General features: G+C 57.3%; 20 protein-coding genes. 13 read left to right on the top strand and 7 right to left on the bottom strand.

The window, feature by feature from the left end; genetic code table 11:
• Positions 1-19: 19 nt before the first annotated feature.
• Both BXY66_RS15800 and BXY66_RS15795 read left to right on the top strand, forming a co-directional pair.
• Positions 20-472: an Lrp/AsnC family transcriptional regulator gene (locus tag BXY66_RS15800; protein ID WP_132861353.1), complete on the top strand. Its 453-nt coding sequence runs from the start codon at positions 20-22 to the stop codon at positions 470-472.
• A gap of 57 nt (positions 473-529) precedes the next feature.
• Positions 530-931 carry a DUF2306 domain-containing protein gene (locus BXY66_RS15795; protein ID WP_132861352.1) on the top strand — a complete coding sequence of 134 codons (402 nt, stop codon included), beginning with the start codon at positions 530-532 and terminating at the stop codon, positions 929-931.
• 32 nt (positions 932-963) lie between these two features.
• Here BXY66_RS15795 and BXY66_RS15790 read toward each other — a convergent pair whose 3' ends face one another.
• On the bottom strand, positions 964-1782 hold the full coding sequence (locus tag BXY66_RS15790) for a DUF2189 domain-containing protein (RefSeq protein ID WP_132861351.1): 819 nt from the start codon (positions 1780-1782) through the stop codon (positions 964-966).
• Positions 1783-1985: 203 nt separating this feature from the next.
• Positions 1986-2945 carry an L-malyl-CoA/beta-methylmalyl-CoA lyase gene (locus tag BXY66_RS15785; RefSeq protein WP_132861350.1) on the bottom strand — a complete coding sequence of 320 codons (960 nt, stop codon included), beginning with the start codon at positions 2943-2945 and terminating at the stop codon, positions 1986-1988.
• Positions 2946-3240: 295 nt separating this feature from the next.
• Between BXY66_RS15785 and dgcN the strand changes: the two genes are divergently transcribed.
• The 3 genes from dgcN to BXY66_RS15770 all read left to right on the top strand — a co-directional run bounded on the left by dgcN (position 3241) and on the right by BXY66_RS15770 (position 6233).
• Positions 3241-4242, top strand: coding sequence for an N-acetyltransferase DgcN (gene dgcN, locus BXY66_RS15780; RefSeq protein WP_132861349.1), 1002 nt, complete (start codon positions 3241-3243; stop codon positions 4240-4242).
• A 154-nt stretch (positions 4243-4396) separates the two neighbouring features.
• Positions 4397-5362, top strand: coding sequence for an N-acetyl-D-Glu racemase DgcA (dgcA, locus tag BXY66_RS15775; RefSeq protein ID WP_132861348.1), 966 nt, complete (start codon positions 4397-4399; stop codon positions 5360-5362).
• 10 nt (positions 5363-5372) lie between these two features.
• Positions 5373-6233 (top strand): D-amino-acid transaminase, encoded by an 861-nt coding sequence (locus BXY66_RS15770; protein ID WP_132861347.1) that lies wholly within the window; start codon positions 5373-5375, stop codon positions 6231-6233.
• Positions 6234-6304: 71 nt separating this feature from the next.
• On the opposite strand, the gene BXY66_RS15765 is transcribed toward BXY66_RS15770, so the two are convergent.
• The 5 genes from BXY66_RS15765 to BXY66_RS15745 all read right to left on the bottom strand — a co-directional run bounded on the left by BXY66_RS15765 (position 6305) and on the right by BXY66_RS15745 (position 11112).
• Entirely contained in the window at positions 6305-7615 is a 1311-nt protein-coding gene (locus BXY66_RS15765; RefSeq protein ID WP_132861346.1) for a ferredoxin reductase family protein, read from the bottom strand.
• Between the two features lie 251 nt (positions 7616-7866).
• Positions 7867-9552 (bottom strand): calcium-binding protein, encoded by a 1686-nt coding sequence (locus BXY66_RS15760; protein ID WP_132861345.1) that lies wholly within the window; start codon positions 9550-9552, stop codon positions 7867-7869.
• A gap of 111 nt (positions 9553-9663) precedes the next feature.
• On the bottom strand, positions 9664-9978 hold the full coding sequence (locus BXY66_RS15755) for a DUF1244 domain-containing protein (protein WP_132861344.1): 315 nt from the start codon (positions 9976-9978) through the stop codon (positions 9664-9666).
• 62 nt (positions 9979-10040) lie between these two features.
• Positions 10041-10280, bottom strand: coding sequence for a DUF6868 family protein (locus tag BXY66_RS15750; protein ID WP_132861343.1), 240 nt, complete (start codon positions 10278-10280; stop codon positions 10041-10043).
• Between the two features lie 94 nt (positions 10281-10374).
• Positions 10375-11112, bottom strand: coding sequence for an N-formylglutamate amidohydrolase (locus BXY66_RS15745; RefSeq protein ID WP_165929226.1), 738 nt, complete (start codon positions 11110-11112; stop codon positions 10375-10377).
• A gap of 165 nt (positions 11113-11277) precedes the next feature.
• On the opposite strand from BXY66_RS15745, the gene pyk reads away from it, so the two are divergent.
• The 8 genes from pyk (at position 11278) to BXY66_RS15705 (ending at position 18672) form a co-directional block, all read left to right on the top strand.
• A complete protein-coding gene (pyk, locus tag BXY66_RS15740; RefSeq protein WP_132861341.1) occupies positions 11278-12723 on the top strand; it encodes a pyruvate kinase in 1446 nt (481 codons plus the stop codon).
• A gap of 38 nt (positions 12724-12761) precedes the next feature.
• Positions 12762-12986, top strand: coding sequence for a hypothetical protein (locus tag BXY66_RS15735; protein ID WP_132861340.1), 225 nt, complete (start codon positions 12762-12764; stop codon positions 12984-12986).
• Between the two features lie 110 nt (positions 12987-13096).
• The gene (gene rpmI, locus BXY66_RS15730; RefSeq protein ID WP_055187494.1) at positions 13097-13297 is read left to right on the top strand and encodes a 50S ribosomal protein L35; all 201 of its coding nucleotides are present in this window, start codon (positions 13097-13099) and stop codon (positions 13295-13297) included.
• Between the two features lie 14 nt (positions 13298-13311).
• The gene (rplT, locus tag BXY66_RS15725) at positions 13312-13677 is read left to right on the top strand and encodes a 50S ribosomal protein L20 (protein WP_132861339.1); all 366 of its coding nucleotides are present in this window, start codon (positions 13312-13314) and stop codon (positions 13675-13677) included.
• Between the two features lie 253 nt (positions 13678-13930).
• Positions 13931-14992, top strand: coding sequence for a Hint domain-containing protein (locus BXY66_RS15720; RefSeq protein ID WP_132861338.1), 1062 nt, complete (start codon positions 13931-13933; stop codon positions 14990-14992).
• A gap of 207 nt (positions 14993-15199) precedes the next feature.
• Complete coding sequence (locus tag BXY66_RS15715) at positions 15200-16624, top strand: alanine/glycine:cation symporter family protein (RefSeq protein ID WP_132861337.1); 1425 nt, start codon at positions 15200-15202, stop codon at positions 16622-16624.
• 98 nt (positions 16625-16722) lie between these two features.
• A complete protein-coding gene (gene pheS / locus BXY66_RS15710) occupies positions 16723-17793 on the top strand; it encodes a phenylalanine--tRNA ligase subunit alpha (RefSeq protein ID WP_132861336.1) in 1071 nt (356 codons plus the stop codon).
• 99 nt (positions 17794-17892) lie between these two features.
• Entirely contained in the window at positions 17893-18672 is a 780-nt protein-coding gene (locus BXY66_RS15705; RefSeq protein ID WP_132861335.1) for a type 1 glutamine amidotransferase, read from the top strand.
• The last annotated feature ends 4 nt before the right edge of the window (positions 18673-18676 follow it).

Raw genomic sequence — 18676 nt, 5'->3', positions numbered from 1 at the left:
TGATTTAATATTGCAATTTATGGCGGATATTGACCGAATTGACGAACATATATTGCGTGAGTTAAGTCGCGACGGGCGGATCAGCAACTTGGCCCTCGCGGACAGAGTGGGATTGTCGCCGTCTGCCTGTTTGCGGCGGGTGGCCGCACTTGAAAAGGCAGGCATCATCACTGGCTATCGGGCGGTTCTGAACCGGTCAGCAATGGGAACCGGATTTGTGGCTTACCTGACAGTCGGGCTTGGCCGGCACACAAAAGCGGCGCGAGAGGGCTTCGAGCGGGCAATGCTGGCGGCGCCGGAAGTGCGAGAGTGTCACAACACGACCGGTAACGTGGAATATATGCTGCGGGTCGAAGCCGCTGACATTGACGCCTACAAAAGATTTCACACGGATGTCTTGGGTGTCGTCGAGAACGTGCATTCCATTACAAGCTATGTGGTGATGGGGTCTCCGAAAGACGAACGCGCGTGAAGCGGCAATTTGAAAGTCATTCGTGCCGGTTTAACGGTCACCGTGGGAGTATTGTGTATGCCTGATTTCACGACCCTTTGGGCCGAAGCGCTCCCAATTCCCTATCATGCTGTCATGGCGCTCGCTGCTCTGGCACTTGGCGTGGTTCAACTGATTGCCGTCAAAGGCACGCGTGCCCATCGCTTCATGGGCTATATCTGGGCCGTGTTGATGCTCGGGACGTCCTTGACCGCGGTATTTATCCACGAGATCCGCCTTTGGGGCCTGTATTCGCCGATTCATTTGTTGATACCGGTCACATTAGCCAGCCTGTATCTTGGGATTCGCGCGGCCCGTCAGGGAGACATGCGACGGCATCGCAGTATTATGCGATCGCTGTTTCTCCTCGCGTTGGTCGTTACTGGCGGGTTTACGCTCTTGCCGGGGCGCGCAATGCACGCGGTGCTCTTTGGTGGCTGATCCTTTGAATGGCACAGATCGGTCCAGACGGTTCACTCCTCTGACGGAGGCACGGCCCGCTGGTAAAGATGCCAAGTCGTGTGACCCAGAATAGGCAAGGTGAAGATCAGTCCAAGAAATGCAGGCATCAGCGACACGAGCATGGTGACAGCGATGATTGCGGCCCAAGACAGCATGACAATGGGGTTTTCAGTAACCACCCTTAGAGACGTGATCATCGCGGTCACAAAGTCGATTTCGCGGTCCAGCAGAAGCGGCATGGCGACGACGGTTGCAGAAAAAAGGACTGCACACAGGAACATTCCGACGCAGGTGCCAATAGCGAGGAATATCCAGCCTTCTGGTGTAAAGAAAACAGTGTTCAGGAACCCGTCGAAATCGGAGAACGATGCGTCCTGCAGGATGATCGCAAGCCACAGTCTGACCTGATAAATCCAGACCCAGAAAATGAACAGAGTGACAAAGGCCATCCAGCCCATTTCACGTTTGCGCTGGTCGGCCATGACCGTGAGGATTTGTGCCCAGCCGAAACTTTCGCCGTTCTGTAAACGGCGCGACATTTCATAAAGGCCGGCGGCAGCAAATGGCGCAACCAGCGGAAAGCCGACGACGGCCGGGATGATCATCCAGATCTTGTTGAGCCAGACCAAGCTCCAGACAAACAGGATGCCGAAAACCGCGTAAAACAATCCGAAAAAGCCGCTCATGAAGGGACGCGCCAGAAAGTCGGCAAATCCGGCCTTGAGCGATGCCTTGATATCGGCAGACGTCACCTTGTTCACATGGATCAAGGCAGGTTTTCGCGGGGCAAGTTCGTCCTGTTTGGCAGCATCCGTGCGTTCGGACGTCATGGCACTCTCCTCCCAAAGCATGGCGCGGTCCGGTCGGGCCAGATTTGTCTGTGCAAAACGGGCCTATCTCCTCCAGTTACGAGAGTGCCTCAGGTAGGGGACGCGGGCAAGTGTGGCGAAGGCCGTTGGTCCTTGGGGCTCAAAAACAAAAAAAGCTCCCGCGTGAACTGCGGGAGCTTGGGGTACATGGCGACAGGCCGAGGTTATCCGGCGGCGATCAATTCAGCCTGTGCAACAATCACTTCGGCCTGTTTGATGGATGCGATGTCGACCAGGCGGCCTTTGTAGACAGTGGCGCCTTCGCCGTTGGCTTTGGCTTGTTCCATCGCAGCAAGGATTTCACGGGCCTCGCTGACGGCTTCCTCGGAGGGAGTGAAAACTTCGTTTGCCAGCGCGATTTGCTTCGGGTGAATGGCCCATTTCCCTACCATGCCCAGCGTCGCGGAGCGTTTGGCTTGGGCGATGTAGCCTTCGTCATCCGAGAAATCACCGAACGGGCCGTCAACTGGCAGAACCCCATGGGTGCGGCAGGCGGCAACGATAGCGGCTTGTGCCCAATGCCACGGGTCGGACCAGTGTTTCTGGCCGTCGTGCAGCATGTAGTAGTTTTCCTGAGTTCCGCCGATGCCTGTGGTTTGCATTCCCATCGAGGCTGCAAAGTCCGCAGCGCCGAGACTCATGGCTTCCAGGCGGGGAGAGGCAGCTGCGATCGCCTCAACATGGGCAATGCCGGCAGCGGATTCGATGATCACTTCGAACGCGATGCGTTTGGAACGGCCTTTTGCAGCTTCGATGGCCGTGACGAGAGCATCGACAGCATAGATGTCTTCGGCGCAACCCACTTTGGGGATCATGATCTGGTCGAGGCGTTCACCTGCCTGCTCCATCAGGTCAACAACGTCGCGATACCAGTAGGGGGTATCCAGGCCGTTGATGCGTACGGACAATGTTTTTTTACCCCAGTCGATCGTGTTGATCGCCTCGATCGCATTGGCTCGCGCCATGTCTTTGTCGGACGGCGCCACTGAGTCCTCAAGATCGATGTTGATCACATCCGCAGCCGAAGCAGCCATTTTGGCGAACAGCTTGGTGTTGGATGCCGGGCCAAAGAGTTGGCAACGGTTCGGGCGGGCCGGAGCGGCGGGTTGGATGCGGAAGCTCATGTCAGGTCTCTCGGTAAGGAAATTACGTCTGGCTTGCGTGAAGTGTTAGGAAGTTGCGCCGCGGATCGCAAGGCGTTTTTCGCGCCTGCGGCATAAAACGCTGCGTTGCGGCGGGGTTTTGGGAGATTCGGGAGGAATCCCGAGATGCAAGCAAGAATTTCCCGTGAATAAGGACAGATGTGGAATAATCTTCGAAGTCATGAGGTTTTCTTGGGAGCTTCACAAGGAATTTGCGCGATGCGTGGGCAAATATAGGTCAACAAAGCTTACTTGGGGATGTTTGAAGGGACGCGCGATGATCAAGACTCCGTATCTTTTGTTTCTCGGCGATGCGCCGGATCAATTGGCCGCAAAAGTGGCACAAGGCATCAAGGACTGGCGTCCTGACAATGCTGTCGGGCAGTTCCGAATGGAGGGCTGCAAGGCAGACATGGGTCTCACTGACATGACCCTCGTTGAAGCCCGTGAAGCGGGCGCTAAAACGCTGGTGATCGGGGTCGCCAACAGAGGCGGCGTTATTTCTCAAGAGTGGAAGAAAGTGCTGGTGATGGCACTGGAAGAAGGTTTTGATCTGGCATCGGGCCTGCATAACCTGTTGCGCGACGAGCCGGATCTGGTGGCCGTGGCCGAAGCGACCGGCCGCGAGTTGCACGACGTGCGCATCCCGGAAGTGGATTACCCTATTGCCAATGGCAAGAAACGCACCGGCAAACGTTGTCTTGCGGTCGGGACCGACTGTTCAGTCGGCAAGATGTATACGGCGCTTTGCATGGATGCCGAGATGCGCAAACGGGGAATGAAGTCCACGTTCCGCGCGACCGGGCAGACCGGCATTTTGGTGACAGGTGACGGTGTGCCGCTGGATGCAGTGATCGCGGATTTCATGGCTGGCTCCGTAGAGTATCTTACGCCCGACAATGACGCAGATCACTGGGACCACATCGAGGGGCAGGGTTCGTTGTTTCACGTATCCTATTCCGGTGTGACTATGGCTCTGATCCATGGGGGGCAGCCAGACGCGCTTATTCTGGCACATGAGCCGACACGCTCGCACATGCGTGGACTGCCGGAGTATGACTTGCCTTCGCTTCAGGCGTTGCGTGATGCAGCTCTTCCAATGGCCAAAGTGGCCAATCCTGACTGTCAGGTGGTTGGCGTATCGGTGAATACGCAGCATCTGGGTGAGGAAGAAGCCAAGGCGTACTTGGACAAGGTAGAGGCCGAGATGGGCCTGCCGACCACAGATCCGTTCCGGTTTGGCGCTGGCAAGCTGGTGGATGCGCTCGAGGCGTTGTAATTGTCGAACGCGCCTGCCTGTGCCGGCGCATTCGCACCATCCCGTCGCTCACCAACTTTGTGAGAAACGCAATCGCGTCCCGACTCTCTCGCGCTTACGACGCTCGCAGGGTCGCGGGCAACGCCGACACCCCAGTCGGTAAGAAAGGGCAGACATGCAGATCACCGTCACCCCCGATGTGTTCAAGCTGGCACAGGTTTTCACCATTTCACGTGGGTCCCGCACCGAAGCAAAAGTGCTGACTGTCCAAGTCGAGGACGGCGGGCAAGTCGGCTGGGGTGAATGCGTACCCTATGCGCGGTACGGAGAAACGCTGGAAAGCGTGACAGCCGAGATCAACGGATTGAGCGGGTTAATTGATCGTGCGGCGCTTTATGATCTGTTGCCGGCTGGCGCTGCTCGAAATGCTGTAGACTGCGCGCTTTGGGATCTGGAGTGTAAAAAGGCTGGAAAACGGGCGTGGGATCTGGCGGGTCTACCGGCGCCGCGGCCGGAAATAACGGCCTACACCCTGTCGCTGGCAGAACCGGCGGAAATGCAGGCGCAGGCGGCCAAAAACGCGCATCGCCCCTTGCTGAAAATCAAACTGGGCACGCCTGATGACATGCCCCGGCTCGAGGCCGTACGGGCTGGTGCACCGAAATCAACAATCATAGTTGATGCCAACGAAGGTTGGTCTGCAGAAGTTTATGCAGACCTTGCGCCGCATCTTGTTCGGCTCGGGGTGGCACTGGTTGAACAGCCTTTGCCCGCAGGGGACGACGAGGCCTTGATCGGCATGGAGCGCCCGGTTCCTGTCTGCGCGGACGAAAGTGCACATGATTGCTCTACCTTGTCCAAGCTCAAGGGCAAATACGATGTGGTGAATATCAAGCTCGACAAGACGGGGGGCCTTACCGAAGCTTTGAAACTGCGGGAAGCGGCACTGGCGGAAGGCTATAAGATTATGGTCGGCTGTATGGTCGGGAGTTCACTGGCCATGGCACCGGCAACGCTGGTTGCACAGGGTGCGATGGTAACAGACCTTGACGGACCGCTTTTGTTGGCAGAAGACCGTGACCAACCACTGATTTTTGATGAAGCCGGAGTGCATCCGCCGAGCGCGGCGCTTTGGGGTTGAGGAGACTAGAATGAGCCGTACTGTTTACGTCAATGGCGAGTACCTGCCGGAAGAAGACGCCAAGATTTCGATTTTCGACCGTGGGTTCCTGATGGCGGACGCGGTCTATGAGGTGACGTCTGTTCTTGATGGCAAGTTGATCGATTTTGAAGGCCATGCGGTGCGTCTGAAACGGTCTCTTGATGAATTGGATATGGCGGAGCCTTGCAGCAAGGAAGAACTGCTGGAAATCCACCGCAAGCTGGTTGAGGTCAACGGCATTGTCGAAGGGCTTGTGTACCTTCAGGTCACACGCGGGTCCGATGGGGACCGTGATTTCGTTTTCCCCTCCGAGGACACCCCGCCGTCGATTGTGCTTTTCACCCAGAACAAGCCGGGCCTTGCGGACAGCCCTGCCGCCAAGAAGGGCGCGAAAATTATCTCGATTGAGGATATTCGCTGGGGGCGTCGTGACATCAAGACCGTGCAACTGCTTTATCCGTCCATGGGCAAGATGATGGCCAAGAAAGCCGGATGTGACGATGCGTGGCTGGTGGAAGACGGTCACGTCACGGAAGGCACATCCAACAACGCCTATTTTGTGAAAGACGGCGTGATCGTGACGCGACCGCTGAGCAACGACATCCTGCATGGGATCACCCGCAAAGCGGTGCTGCGGATGGCCGCTGAAGCGCAGCTTAAGGTCGAAGAGCGTTTGTTCACCATCGAGGAAGCGCAGGGTGCGGATGAGGCGTTTACGACTTCAGCCAGTGCCTTTGTGATGCCGGTTGTGGAGATCGACGGCGTGGCGCTGGGGAATGGTACACCGGGGCCGATTGCCACGCGTCTGCGCGAGATTTATCTGGAAGAGAGCCTGAAGGCGGCGATCTGACTTCAGACTTGATAAACAAAAAAGGCGGGGTCCGAGCCCCGCCTTTTTTGTTTGTAGAGAAAACTATTTGCTCAGGCTTTGCGCTCCTCGCGACGTTGCCAGAGCCATTCGGCAAACCGGCGAATGCCGATACCCGTGCGGATTTCAAAGGCTTCGAAATGGAAGTTTCTCTGGGGAACGCCTTCTGCTGGCAGGTCCCTTGATAGGGCGCGCTGCATTGTGGTTGGGCCGCAGAACAAAACCTTGCGGTTGCCCAGATCAGGAAGTGTTTCGGACAAGGCTTTTGCCGAGAGCCGTCCCCGCTCCGGGCTGATCCAAAGGATCAATTCGAAAGCGGCGTTGTCGGCTGCGATGGCTTGCAACTCGGCAAGGTGCGGGGCGTCAGCAGAGTCGCGCAGACAGTAGATCAATGTGACCGGAGGCGTGTCCTTCGGAAGGGCTTGCGCAAGCGCGACAAACGGCGTGATACCGATGCCTGCACCGATCCAGACCTGCGGGCCTTTGGCGCGGCCGAAGTGGCCGTAGGGACCATCTACTTCTACCGCCTGACCCTCTGCCAGTGCGCGGGATACACGCGCTGTTAGGTCACCGAGTGGCGCTACGGTGAGGCGGAGGGCGCCTGTGATTTCAGGGGCGCTGGAGATGGTGAAGGGGTGCGGCTCGTTCAGGTTTGCGCCAGAGAAACGGAAGAAGGCGAATTGGCCGGCGCGGTGGCGCAGGGGACGGCCTTTGGGGGCAAGGTCGACCGCGATGGCGTCACCATAGGATGTAATCTTGGCGATCTCGTACTTGCGGCGCGGGCGCCAGCCGCGCGGCGCAGAGGTCCAGAAGTAAGCCAACGTGCCGATGCCGCAGACCACGTACATATAAAGGCCCAGTGGATCGCCGTTTTTGAAGGGCTTCAGGATGAAGAGGTAGTGAAAGGCCCCGAACAGGAAGAAGATGCCGATGAAGCGGTGGGTCCATTTCCAAAGATGGTAGGGAATGAACGTTGCAATCGTGATCACAACCAGGATCAGGAGGCCATAAAGGCTTATTTCCCCGAGCGTTTCTGCCAACTCCACCAAAGCGGTTTCACGCCCCAGACCTCGCATTTCAGCATCGATCGTATCGTGCAGCAAAATGGCAACCATCGCACCAATGCCAAGCCATTTGTGCAAGCGATAGGATTGGTCCATTGGGCCAAAAACCATTTCGACGCCGGGCCAGCGCGTGGCAATCAAATGACTGAACGCCATGGCAATCAGCGCCATCAGGCCGAGGTATTGGCTAAAAAGAGCGACGCCGTCACGCCCCTGTGCAATGGACGTCCACCAGAGAAATGGCGCCAGAAGGGCGGCGGCGACCAGTATCAGGCCCTGAACTTTCATGATGTCCCCCATGTGGTTTCGGCTGTCTTTGCGCCGATTGCGCTTTTCCTAGCCGGAGCGGGGAGAAAATGCCAACAGTCTTGCTTGAGGACCGGATGCGGGAACAGGAGACGCTTTGGACCTACAAAGCCTCGAGTTGTTGCAACTTGACAAGCGGTATGGCTGGGTCGGCGTCGGCCTGGCCGTTTCCGCTTGGGAACCAGCAGGTTTGCTGGTCAGTAAATTGTCGCACGTCGGGACTTGGAGAGGTCCGGAAATCCGGGTCAGTAACTAAAGGCGATGGAAAGGGCTGCGACACCTTCCGCGGTCATGTTCTCCAAAATCAGAGCCGTTTCCGGAGCGACGGCAACAGGGCCTGCGCCGTGGTCTTCTGTGCCCCAGATACTAATCGTGGCAACGCCGGTGGCGGCGTCAAAGCCAGCGGACCAGTTCATGTTGTCGACCGCCGCGTCACTCGCAATCGCGATGGTCAGCGCCTCGTTTGCAGGGTCCAGATCGGTGATCGTGACCGCTTCGTAGCCGGCACCAAAGTCAAATCCGATGCCGAAGCTGTCTTCGCCTTCGCCACCGATCAGGGTGTCCCCGTTGTCACCGACAACCACGTCGTTGCCATAGCCGCCGCTGACGATGTCAGCTTCCGTGTCGAGTACGTCAACGTCTGCACCGGATACCGTATCGTTTCCAAGTCCGCCGTAGAGCGTGTCGGCACCTTCGGCATCCTGCAACCAGTCGTTGCCGCCACCGCCACGCACGATGTCATTGCCGCTTTCGGCTGTGGTTGCCGAGCCGTCAAATCCGTAGAAATCGTCGCCTTCGCCAGCCACAATCGTATCGTCGCCCGCACCGCCACTGATGGTGTCGTTGTTGTCACCACCCGCCACGCGATCTGCATCTACGCCACCGCTCAAGCTGTCGTTGCCTTGGCCACCGGAAAGGGTGTCGTTGCCAGCTGAACCATCGATTGTGTCGTTGCCGCCTTTGCCGCTGATGGTATCCGAGCCGTCAGTGCCAACATAATTGTCAGCGGCGTCCGACAGCCCAATCTCGGCCGGTGCAGCAGGTACAGCCGAAACCGACGTCAGGCTGTCAGCAAACAAGACATTCATGGCCGCGACGCTGTCTGCGGTCATGTTTTCAAGGACAAGCACAGTTTCGGGCGCTACGCCAACGGGGCCGCTTCCAGTGTCCTCATTGCCCCAGATATCCACTGTTGCAATGCCCGTGGCGGCGTCAAAGTTGACGGACCACTCAAGGCTGTCCTGGATCATGTCGCCAGACACGGCGAGTGTCAGCGCTTCGGTCGCAGCATCAAAGTCGGAGATGGTTACTGGCTCGTAGCCTTCGCCAAAGGTGAAGCCGATGCCAAAAGTGTCGTTGCCATGGCCGCCGTTGATGGTGTCGCCGTTGTCGCCGAAAATCACATCATGGCCGTAACCGCCGCCGAGCAGATCGGCCTCGGCATCGAGAACACCGCTTTGTGCGCCGACCAGCGTGTCGTGTCCGAGGCCGCCGTAGAGCGTGTCCGCCCCCTTCGTATCCACGAGAACGTCATTGCCCTCGCCACCGCGTACAGTGTCGTTGCCGAGTTCATCAGTGCCTTGAGTGCCGTAGTAGTCGTTGCCGCTGCCCATTGCGATGCGGTCGGCGCCTGCGCCTCCGGACACTGTGTCGTCGCCGCTGCCGCTGAGAAGGATGTCATCGCTGTCGTTACCTGTCAGTAACTGGGCTTCTCCGCCGCCGGGGCCTGCGGGGTCCGCTTCGCGCAGGTCAAAGGGGCCGCCATCCAGCGGCATCATGCCATCCCCACCGCCAAAAGCGGCTTGTTCGCTTTCGCCATTGTCTTCTTGAGAGGTGTCTTCGGAAAAGTCTTCGAAGTCGTCATCTGCCTGCAGCGAAGAAATAAGAACGCTGCCGCCCACCACGGTTGCAAGTGCCAAAAAGCCAATCATGTTACTGCCCTAGAACTTTCTGTTTGGGCAGAAAATGAACGCGAAATTTACCGACAATTGGAGCTAAATTGGAAACAATTGCGGCAATTGTGGCCGCAATGTGTTCGGTGATCAGCCTTTATCGCCAACGTTTTCCTTGAATGCGATCTCGAATTCGGCCTGTTTTTCAGGGCTGGCGTCAGTCTGATAATTCGCCTTCCACTCGTCCATGGTCATGCCGTAGAAAATTTCCCGGGCCTGGTTCTTGTCCATTTCAATGCCGCGTTCATTCGCGGCTTCCTGATACCAGCGGCTGAGGCAATTGCGGCAGAAACCGGCGAGATTCATCATGTCGATGTTTTGCACGTCGGTCCGTTTTTCCATCAGGTGTTCACGCAGGGTGCGGAAAGCGGCGGCTTCGAGTTCAATTTGTGTTTGCTTGTCCATGGTGTCCTCCGGCGAATGAGTTGCGACAGAGGTAGCAACCCAAACGGTCAGGGACAACTGCGTCACATAATCTTGAGCGCCAGCCAGGGCACCAGGGCAAAGACGAAGATCAGCAGTTTGTAGGTGCCAAGCCAGTTGTAGTAGGTCTGGCGCACGGCGTCCTGTTTGAGATTAAACATGCGCGCGTGAAGGCCGGTGGCCCAGTCGCCAAGGCCGTAGATCACGATGGCGGCAAGGATCAGGGCGGCGAAATGGATCACCGTCATCCATCCGAAGAAGGCTGTCAGGGTTGCGAGTGTCATGGGCTGCCTCCTTTCTGGCGTAGCTCATTAAGATCATTCAATATATGGGGATTGGGCGGTGATGCCGCAAGAAATGCCGCGCCGATATCGCGACTTACTGGCCGCTTTCCGCCAGTGCGTCGGTGAGGATCGGGGCGAGGCGTTCAGCCCAAGCCTTCTGGCCTTTGGCATCCGCGATTTCGTCGTTGCGCAGTTCGATCAGCGTGTTCAGCCGACCCTGTCGAAGGGCGTGCTGGTCTATGCTGTCGCCCGGCAGGTGGCCGTCGTAGGGCTCGTTTTCGCCCACGGTCAGATCGCTTTCTCGCCTCAGACGTTTCAACAGTGCGTGGCTGTAGTCCTGATAGGTGCGGGAATAAAGCACTGCGACTTCCCAGGGGCGTGGGGCACGACCGTTCAATTTCGGAGAAAAGCTGTGCATGGCCAGCACGATGACATTGTCACGCGCCGCTGCAAGGCTCTCGAGCGCATCGTGATAGGGCTGGTAGAGCGTTTTGACGCGGCGGGCCACTTCCGCATCGTCCACGTGGCGGTTCGCAGGGATGATGGTGCCGTCATAAAGACGCATGACCAGTGTCGGGTCATCCATGCCTCGGTTGGGATCGATCACGAGACGCGAGAAATTGGAACAAATCACCGGTGCGTCCAGCAACTCTCCAAGGTGCAGCGAGGTTTCCTTAGCGCCAACATCAAAAGCGATGTGGCGGGACATATTGTCGGCGCCAATCCCGAGGTCCCCGCCATTGATGTCTTCGGGAACATGGTTGGACGCATGGTCCACCGTGATCAGAAAACGAGAGGGACGGTCTGCGCCATAGATGGTGAAGGGGGTCATTGTCATGTGCCTGTCACTGCTTTGAACCAGATGTAGTCCAGAACAAATGGAAAGGAAATCCGGCAGGGCAATGTTGCTTTTGTTAGCGTTAACAAGTATCGGGGAGCCAAAAGATATTGCAGCCTGCCGTTGGGGCATGATGCCGGTTCGGGGATAGACAGACTTATGAGACGACTGAGAAACGTGAAGATCGTGGCGACGCTGGGTCCGGCGTCAGAAACGTATGACATGATCCGCGCACTGCATGAGGCCGGAGCGGACGTGTTCCGCCTGAACATGAGCCACGGCAGTCACGAAGAAATTCGCGAAAAGCATCGTATTATTCGGCAGGTGGAAAAAGACCTGCAGAGCCCAATTGCTATTCTGGCGGACCTTCAGGGACCGAAGTTGCGCGTGGGTGTTTTTGCCAATGGCGAGGAAGAGTTGGTTGAGGGTGCCAAATTCCGTCTGGATCTTGATCAGGCAGAAGGCGACATCAACAGGGTTTGTCTGCCGCATCCCGAGATTTTTGCTGCTCTGAAAGAAGGCGCGAACCTCCTTGTGAATGATGGCAAGATCCGCCTGAAAGTCGAAAGCTGCGGAGATGATTTCGCCAATTGTGTCGTCACGACGGGCGGCACTATTTCCAACCGTAAAGGCGTTAACGTGCCTGACGTGGTGTTGCCCTTGGCAGCCCTCTCGGAAAAAGACAGAGATGATCTGGAGTTCGTCTGTGGTCTTGGCGTCGACTGGCTTGCGTTGTCGTTTGTGCAACGTCCGGAAGATGTGGAAGAGGCGCGTGGCCTTGCACAGGGCCGCGCGGCGATCTTGTCCAAGATTGAAAAGCCTGCTGCAGTCGAAAGTTTTGACGAAATCCTGAAGGCCAGTGACGGTATCATGGTGGCGCGCGGCGATCTGGGTGTGGAATTGCCCGTCAGTGCCGTGCCGCCGATCCAGAAACGTCTGGTGCGCAAATGCCGTGCTGTGGCCAAGCCGGTGATTGTTGCGACGCAGATGCTGGAGAGCATGATCGAAAGCCCGATGCCGACCCGCGCGGAAGTCAGCGATGTGGCAACTGCGATCTATGAGGGTTCCGATGCCATCATGCTGTCGGCGGAGTCGGCTGCAGGCGCGTATCCGATCGAAGCGGTAACCACGATGAACAACGTTGCGATCGAAGTGGAAAACGATCCGACGTACCGCGAGATCATCGAGGCAAGCCGGACGCAGCCGCGTTCGGGGGTTGCAGATGCAATTGTTGCTGCGGCGCGCGAGATTGCTGAAACCACTCAGGTGGCTGCGATCTGCTGCTTCAGCCAGTCCGGTACCACCGCTTTGTTGATCGCTCGTGAGCGCCCGCGTGTTCCGATCATTGCGATGACTTCTTTGCGCGGCACCTCGCGCCGGTTGGCGCTGAGCTGGGGCACAAACTGTGTGATTGTGTCCGAGGTATCGCGCTTCAAGATGGCCGTCGTTGCTTCTGCGCGGGCCGCGCGCGATCTGGGCTATGCCACCAATGAAGATCAGATCGTTGTGACAGCCGGTCTGCCGTTCAACGTACCGGGCACCACCAACATTCTGCGTGTGGCGCCCTGCGATGAGCGTTTGATTTTCAACATGGAAGCAGAGTAGCGTGCGCCCCGGATAATGCCGGGGACAGCACTCTACAAATGACCACAGACTATCTGATTACGATCGGTGCCTTGATCGGGCTGTTTTCGATCCCTGCGATGATTTCGGGATATGCAGACGAACGCCGCCCGACCAAGGCGATGGCGGCGTTTATTTTGGCTGCTGCGATTTTGGCGACTGGCTGGATTCTGGACCCCGGCCGATACAGCCTTGCAGAGTTGCCAAATGTGATCGTGCGGGTGATCGCACATATCTTGCATTAATCGCTTGCAGAGTCATTCAAGGCGGACTATACGGCGCCTCTATTCGCGCGACCGGCCTGAAAGGCATGCCGAGTCGCGTTAGTCACCGACCGAATACAAAGGAGACGGAAATGCCTAAGATGAAGACTAAGTCGAGCGCCAAAAAGCGCTTCAAGGTCACTGCCACCGGTAAAGTACTTGCTGGCCAAGCTGGTAAGCGCCACGGCATGATCAAACGCACCAAAAAATTCATTCGTGACGCCCGTGGCACCACGACCCTGTCCGCCCCCGACGCAAAGATCGTCAAGGGCTACATGCCCTACGACCGCTAAGAGGAGATTGAGATATGTCCCGCGTTAAAGGTGGTACCGTAACCCACGCCCGTCACAAGAAAGTCGTCAAGGCCGCGAAAGGCTACTACGGCCGTCGTAAAAATACCTTCAAGGTAGCACGTCAGGCCGTCGACAAGGCGAACCAGTATGCAACTCGCGACCGCAAGAATCGTAAGCGCAATTTCCGTGCGCTGTGGATTCAGCGTATCAACGCTGCCGTTCGCGCGCACGACGAAGCGCTGACATACAGCCGCTTCATCAATGGTCTGAACCTGGCCGGCATCGAAGTGGACCGCAAAGTTCTTGCCGACCTGGCCGTGCACGAACCAGAAGCGTTCACAGCGATCGTAGATCAGGCGAAAGCCGCGCTGGCCGCTTAAGCGACACGCTTTACAGAATAGAAAAGGCCGCTCCTTCGGGGCGGCCTTTTTTTGATTTGGCCTCTACAATTTTCAGAAGAGCTGGCCAGGTGGAGAGATCTCTCGAGGGTTGAAAAATACAACCGCATCAAGGTTTTGTTCACCACTTCGCCACATTCCTTTCCTCAAAATTCACCATTTTGCCGGAACATTGGGCGGTGAGGACGAGTGTTTTTTGTTTCCGAGTTGGTTCGGTATCTAGTGAGGGAAATGTATGGCGCGTATCAGCGAGCTACACTATTCGAATGCGTATGCCCGGACGTCGGGCATCAACGAATTTCTCGAAGTCGCGCTTGCGAGTGGTGACGATCCCGACGATTTTGTGGTCAGTTTCTATCAAGCTGACGGCACCGTCGGGATCGAGATCCCGCTGACACATCCTGACGTTCAGGTCTCTGTTGATCCGGACAACGGAGAGACGATTTACGTTATTTCTGCTGATGATTTTCCAATCCTGCTTACAGATCCGGACGGAGGCAGCGATGGAAACTACGAAGCTTACGCCCTGACAAACACCGAGACAGGTACGGTCGTAGACTTCTACGACATTGGCGGCGGCACGCAGAATATTCTGGCACTGGACGGTGCCGCGGCAGGGGCTACATCCGAAAATCTGCCGGTACTTGTTTGGCCGACAGCGACCACAACGACATTGCAGTTCAACCAGCCAAATCCGGGGACTTTGACTTATGAGACGGTTGATCCGGGCGACACCGGTCTAGCATGTTTTGTGGCAGGAGCGCGCGTCAGGACACCTGCCGGGCTACGCCCGATTGAAAGCCTGAACGCTGGTGATCTGGTCCATACCCGTGATTGCGGGCCTTTGCCTCTGCGCTGGATCGGGCGTCGGACGGTGACAGGGTTCGGTAATTTCGCGCCAGTGCGGTTCGCGCGTGGAACACTGGGGGCGTCGCGGACGCACTATGTTTCACAAAACCATCGGATGCTTTTGACCGGTTGGCGGGCTGAGTTGTTTTTTGGCGAGGAAGAGATCTTTGTGCCTGCGAAGGCGTTGGTCGATGGAGACCGGATCGCACTTCGGCAGATGCCCGAAGTGACATACTTTCACATGATGTTTGACAGTCATCAGATTGTTGAGGCGGACGGCGTAGAGAGCGAGAGTTTCTATCCCGGCGCCATGGCGCTGGACGGGCTTGAGATCGCGGCCAAAGAAGAAATTTTGGCACTGTTTCCGGAGTTGAAAGAACAAACGGCGTTCTATGGCCGGACCGCGCGTCCGGTAAGTCCGACACGACTTGCTCTGGCGGTCGGCTAAAGCCTGCCGGTTTTTCCCGAGGTCTGCAAAGGTTCGCCGATTTTGGCTGAACTTCCCAAAACTTCGGCGGGAGTTGCCAACGATTCCGTGCGGTGGTCGCTACCTCCTTGATTGGTAAATCGTTAATATCTCATTCGAATCCGGTTGGCAGAAGGTCGGCCTGCGCATTTTGCAAGGTCTGGCGGCCAGCCTAGAATGGGACATGATATGACGGCGATTATTGATTTTATTAACGGTCTGCTTTGGGGCCATGTTCTGATTTATGTGCTCACGGGGCTGGGCATCTATTTTACCGTTCGGTTCGGATTTCTGCAGTTCCGCAATTTCGGTGAAATGGTGCGTTTGACCGTGAGCACCGATGAAGCCGACAAAGCGGGAATTTCTCCGTTTCAAGCTTTGGCAATCAGCCTCGCGTCACGAATTGGAACCGGCAACCTTGCAGGTGTTGCTGTCGCAATCGGTGTCGGTGGTCCGGGCGCGATATTCTGGATGTGGATTGTGGCCATGCTGGGCATGGCGACTGCAATGGCAGAGAGTGCGCTGGCGCAGCTATACAAGGTCAAAGGCCCGCAGGGGAATTACCGTGGCGGTCCCGCGTTCTACATCGCCCGCGGTATGAACCTGCCGTGGCTAGGCACGATTTTCGCGGTCTGTTTGATTTTTGCTTTCGGTTTAATCATCAACGCAGTGCAGTCGAACTCGATTGCGCAAGCCATGGAGAGCTCCGTCGGCATCCCGCCAATCGCGTCGGGTCTAATTATCGCGGCACTGACCGGCTTGGTCATCTTTGGCGGCATCCGTTCGATCTCGCGCGTGGCCGAAATCCTCGTCCCTTTCATGGCCGGTATCTACATGCTGGTCGCGGTTTGGGTTCTGCTCACCAACCTCGGTCAATTGCCCGAAGTGTTCACGTCAATATTCCGTAGCGCGTTCGGCCTTCAGGAAGTGGCCGGCGGCGCCGCAGGCGGTATGATGGTGGCACTGCTCAATGGCGTAAAGCGCGGCCTGTTCTCCAACGAGGCGGGCATGGGCTCTGCGCCCAACATCGCAGCGGCGGCCACTCCGGTGCCGCACCATCCGGTCAGCCAGGGTTTTGTGCAGGCGTTTGGCGTGTTCGTCGATACCATCCTTGTCTGTACCGCGACTGCGGTGATGATCATCGTGTCGGGCGCCCACCAGATGGTCGATGCCAATGGCAATTTGCTTGAGGGGATCGTGATGACACAGAAAGCTGCGGAATACTTCCTCGGGCCGTTTGGGTCCTACTTTATCGCAATTGCGGTTCTTCTCTTTGCCTTCACAACCATCATCGCGTGTTACGGATATGCTGAAAGCGGCATGGTCTATCTGAAGCTTGGGACCAACGCGCGTATGTCCGTATTGCGCGTGGGCGTCATGGCGGTTGTGCTTTGGGGCTCGGTGCAGACTGTGGCGGTCGTGTTCAACGCTGCAGATGCGGCCATTGCGATCATGGCTGTCATGAACCTCTTTGCGCTTGCCATCCTCAGTCCGATTGTGATCCGGCTGGTGAACGACTATCGCGCGCAGCGTGCCGCAGGCAAAACACCAGAGTTCCACATTGCCGATCACCCCGAGATCGCTCGGGGTGTGGACGCTGAAATCTGGAAGTAGGCCGTTCGGGTTTTGCCGTAGACCTCCCTCAACGCTTGCAATCGCAAGGTCGTGTGGTAGGAGGTCTGCGGTAATTTTCTTAGCTGGGACGGGCCCCGATGGACGATCTGCGCACCAAATATATCGAAGCGATTGCCGCGGCGGCGGATGAGGCCACTCTCGAAGAGCTGCGTTTGCAAGCTGTGGGCAAAAAAGGCGAAGTTAGCCTGAAGATGCGCGAGCTCGGCAAGATGACGCCAGAAGAGCGTCAGGTTGCCGGTCCGGCGCTGAACGCGTTGAAGAACGAGATCAACTCTGCGTTGGCCGCCAAAAAGGTCGCACTGGCCGATGCGGCTTTGGACGCGCGCCTGGCAACTGAGTGGTTGGATGTGACCTTGCCGGCCCGCAACCGTCGGGTGGGATCGATCCACCCGATCAGTCAGGTGACCGAAGAGGTTACAGCGATTTTCGCCGACATGGGCTTCTCGGTGGCCGAGGGACCCCAGATCGAAACCGACTGGTACAACTTTGATGCCCTGAACATTCCCGGGCACCACCCAGCGCGTGCGGAGATGGACACGTTCTACACTCATCGCGCCGAAGGCGATAACCGCCCGCCGCATGTTCTGCGCACGCACACCAGCCCTGTTCAGATCCGTTCGATGGAAAAAACCGGGGCGCCAATCCGCATTATCTGCCCGGGGCGCGTGTACCGTGCGGACTACGACCAGACCCATACGCCGATGTTCCATCAGGTCGAGGGACTTGCTTTGGGCAAGGACATTTCAATGGCCAATCTGAAGTGGGTGCTGGAAGAGTTTTTCACTGCCTTCTTCGGTACCGAGGTGAAAACCCGTTTCCGTGCGAGCCACTTCCCGTTCACCGAACCATCTGCCGAAGTCGACATTCAGTGCAGCTGGGAAGGCGGCACAGTTAAAGTTGGCGAAGGCGATGATTGGCTTGAGGTTTTGGGCTCCGGAATGGTGCACCCCAAGGTTCTTGAAGCTGGCGGCATAGATCCGCAGGAGTATCAGGGCTTTGCCTTTGGTATCGGTATCGACCGGTTGGCGATGCTGAAATACGGCATTCCTGATCTTCGGGATTTCTTTGACAGCGACTTGCGTTGGCTGCGCCACTACGGCTTTGCCAGCCTCGATCAGCCAACGTTGCACGGCGGTTTGAACCGTTGACTTTGGGGCGCCATAGGCGCCCTTTTTCATGCCGGTGTCGCGAACGGACCACTGCCATGCCCTCGAGTTGGTAAGCTGCCTTCAAAAGGGAGAGCTGTCATGACCTCGATTCTCATTATTGAAAGCAACACTCCTGAGTTGCTGGCCAAGGGGAAGTCTGGTGCTGTCCCGTTTGTTCGGGCTTTTCAAGGGTTGGCGCCGGAGAGTCGGATTGTTGTGGAATGTCCCTATGCAGCTCCCCTGCGGGAAGATGCTCTGGATGGCATTGACGGCGTTGTTTTCTCGGGCTCAGGCGTGGCTTGGGCAACCGACGCGGACGAAGCCGCGCCACTTCGCGCGTCGATGGCACAAGTGTTTGACACCGGTCGTCCCGTTTGGGGGTCTTGCAACGGACTGCAATTGGCGGCGGTGGTGCTGGGTGGTGCCGTCGGAGCCTCGCCAAACGGCATGGAAGTTGGGCTCGCGAAAGACATCGCGCCGACGGTTGCCGGAAAGCTTCACCCAATGATGGCGGGGCGTGATGACGGGTATTGCGTGCCCTGTGTGCACCGCGATGAGGTTCAGCGCCTGCCAGACGGCGCCGTTCTGTTGGCCGGCAACGCCCATTCACCTGTGCAGGCGATGGCATTTGAAGCTGGCGGAGTGGATTTCTGGGGAGTGCAATACCACCCGGAGATGACTGCGCTGGATGTTGCTGGTTCCACTGGTGGGCGAAGTGTCTTTGGGGACGGAGAAGATCTCACGCCGCATTTGATGGTTGCGGACAACGATCCGGAGGCCGCTCTGCGTCTTGGAGGGCAGGCCGACAGCCTGATTCCGAAGGTGCGAACAAGGGAATTGAGCAACTGGCTCGCGCATGTGCGTGCGCGAGCCAATTGAACTT

This window comes from Shimia isoporae (assembly GCF_004346865.1).
In the GTDB taxonomy this organism is placed as follows: Bacteria; Pseudomonadota; Alphaproteobacteria; order Rhodobacterales; family Rhodobacteraceae; genus Shimia; species Shimia isoporae.
Note: the sequence above shows the minus strand (reverse complement) of the source record. Positions and strands in the feature narration are given on the sequence as shown.

Coding starts and splice junctions, on each gene's coding strand:
- BXY66_RS15800 (WP_132861353.1), top strand. CDS start 20: ATGGCGGATATTGACCGAATTGACGAACATATATTGCGTGAGTTAAGT.
- BXY66_RS15795 (WP_132861352.1), top strand. CDS start 530: ATGCCTGATTTCACGACCCTTTGGGCCGAAGCGCTCCCAATTCCCTAT.
- BXY66_RS15790 (WP_132861351.1), bottom strand. CDS start 1,782: ATGACGTCCGAACGCACGGATGCTGCCAAACAGGACGAACTTGCCCCG.
- BXY66_RS15785 (WP_132861350.1), bottom strand. CDS start 2,945: ATGAGCTTCCGCATCCAACCCGCCGCTCCGGCCCGCCCGAACCGTTGC.
- dgcN (WP_132861349.1), top strand. CDS start 3,241: ATGATCAAGACTCCGTATCTTTTGTTTCTCGGCGATGCGCCGGATCAA.
- dgcA (WP_132861348.1), top strand. CDS start 4,397: ATGCAGATCACCGTCACCCCCGATGTGTTCAAGCTGGCACAGGTTTTC.
- BXY66_RS15770 (WP_132861347.1), top strand. CDS start 5,373: ATGAGCCGTACTGTTTACGTCAATGGCGAGTACCTGCCGGAAGAAGAC.
- BXY66_RS15765 (WP_132861346.1), bottom strand. CDS start 7,615: ATGGGGGACATCATGAAAGTTCAGGGCCTGATACTGGTCGCCGCCGCC.
- BXY66_RS15760 (WP_132861345.1), bottom strand. CDS start 9,552: ATGATTGGCTTTTTGGCACTTGCAACCGTGGTGGGCGGCAGCGTTCTT.
- BXY66_RS15755 (WP_132861344.1), bottom strand. CDS start 9,978: ATGGACAAGCAAACACAAATTGAACTCGAAGCCGCCGCTTTCCGCACC.
- BXY66_RS15750 (WP_132861343.1), bottom strand. CDS start 10,280: ATGACACTCGCAACCCTGACAGCCTTCTTCGGATGGATGACGGTGATC.
- BXY66_RS15745 (WP_165929226.1), bottom strand. CDS start 11,112: ATGACCCCCTTCACCATCTATGGCGCAGACCGTCCCTCTCGTTTTCTG.
- pyk (WP_132861341.1), top strand. CDS start 11,278: ATGAGACGACTGAGAAACGTGAAGATCGTGGCGACGCTGGGTCCGGCG.
- BXY66_RS15735 (WP_132861340.1), top strand. CDS start 12,762: ATGACCACAGACTATCTGATTACGATCGGTGCCTTGATCGGGCTGTTT.
- rpmI (WP_055187494.1), top strand. CDS start 13,097: ATGCCTAAGATGAAGACTAAGTCGAGCGCCAAAAAGCGCTTCAAGGTC.
- rplT (WP_132861339.1), top strand. CDS start 13,312: ATGTCCCGCGTTAAAGGTGGTACCGTAACCCACGCCCGTCACAAGAAA.
- BXY66_RS15720 (WP_132861338.1), top strand. CDS start 13,931: ATGGCGCGTATCAGCGAGCTACACTATTCGAATGCGTATGCCCGGACG.
- BXY66_RS15715 (WP_132861337.1), top strand. CDS start 15,200: ATGACGGCGATTATTGATTTTATTAACGGTCTGCTTTGGGGCCATGTT.
- pheS (WP_132861336.1), top strand. CDS start 16,723: ATGGACGATCTGCGCACCAAATATATCGAAGCGATTGCCGCGGCGGCG.
- BXY66_RS15705 (WP_132861335.1), top strand. CDS start 17,893: ATGACCTCGATTCTCATTATTGAAAGCAACACTCCTGAGTTGCTGGCC.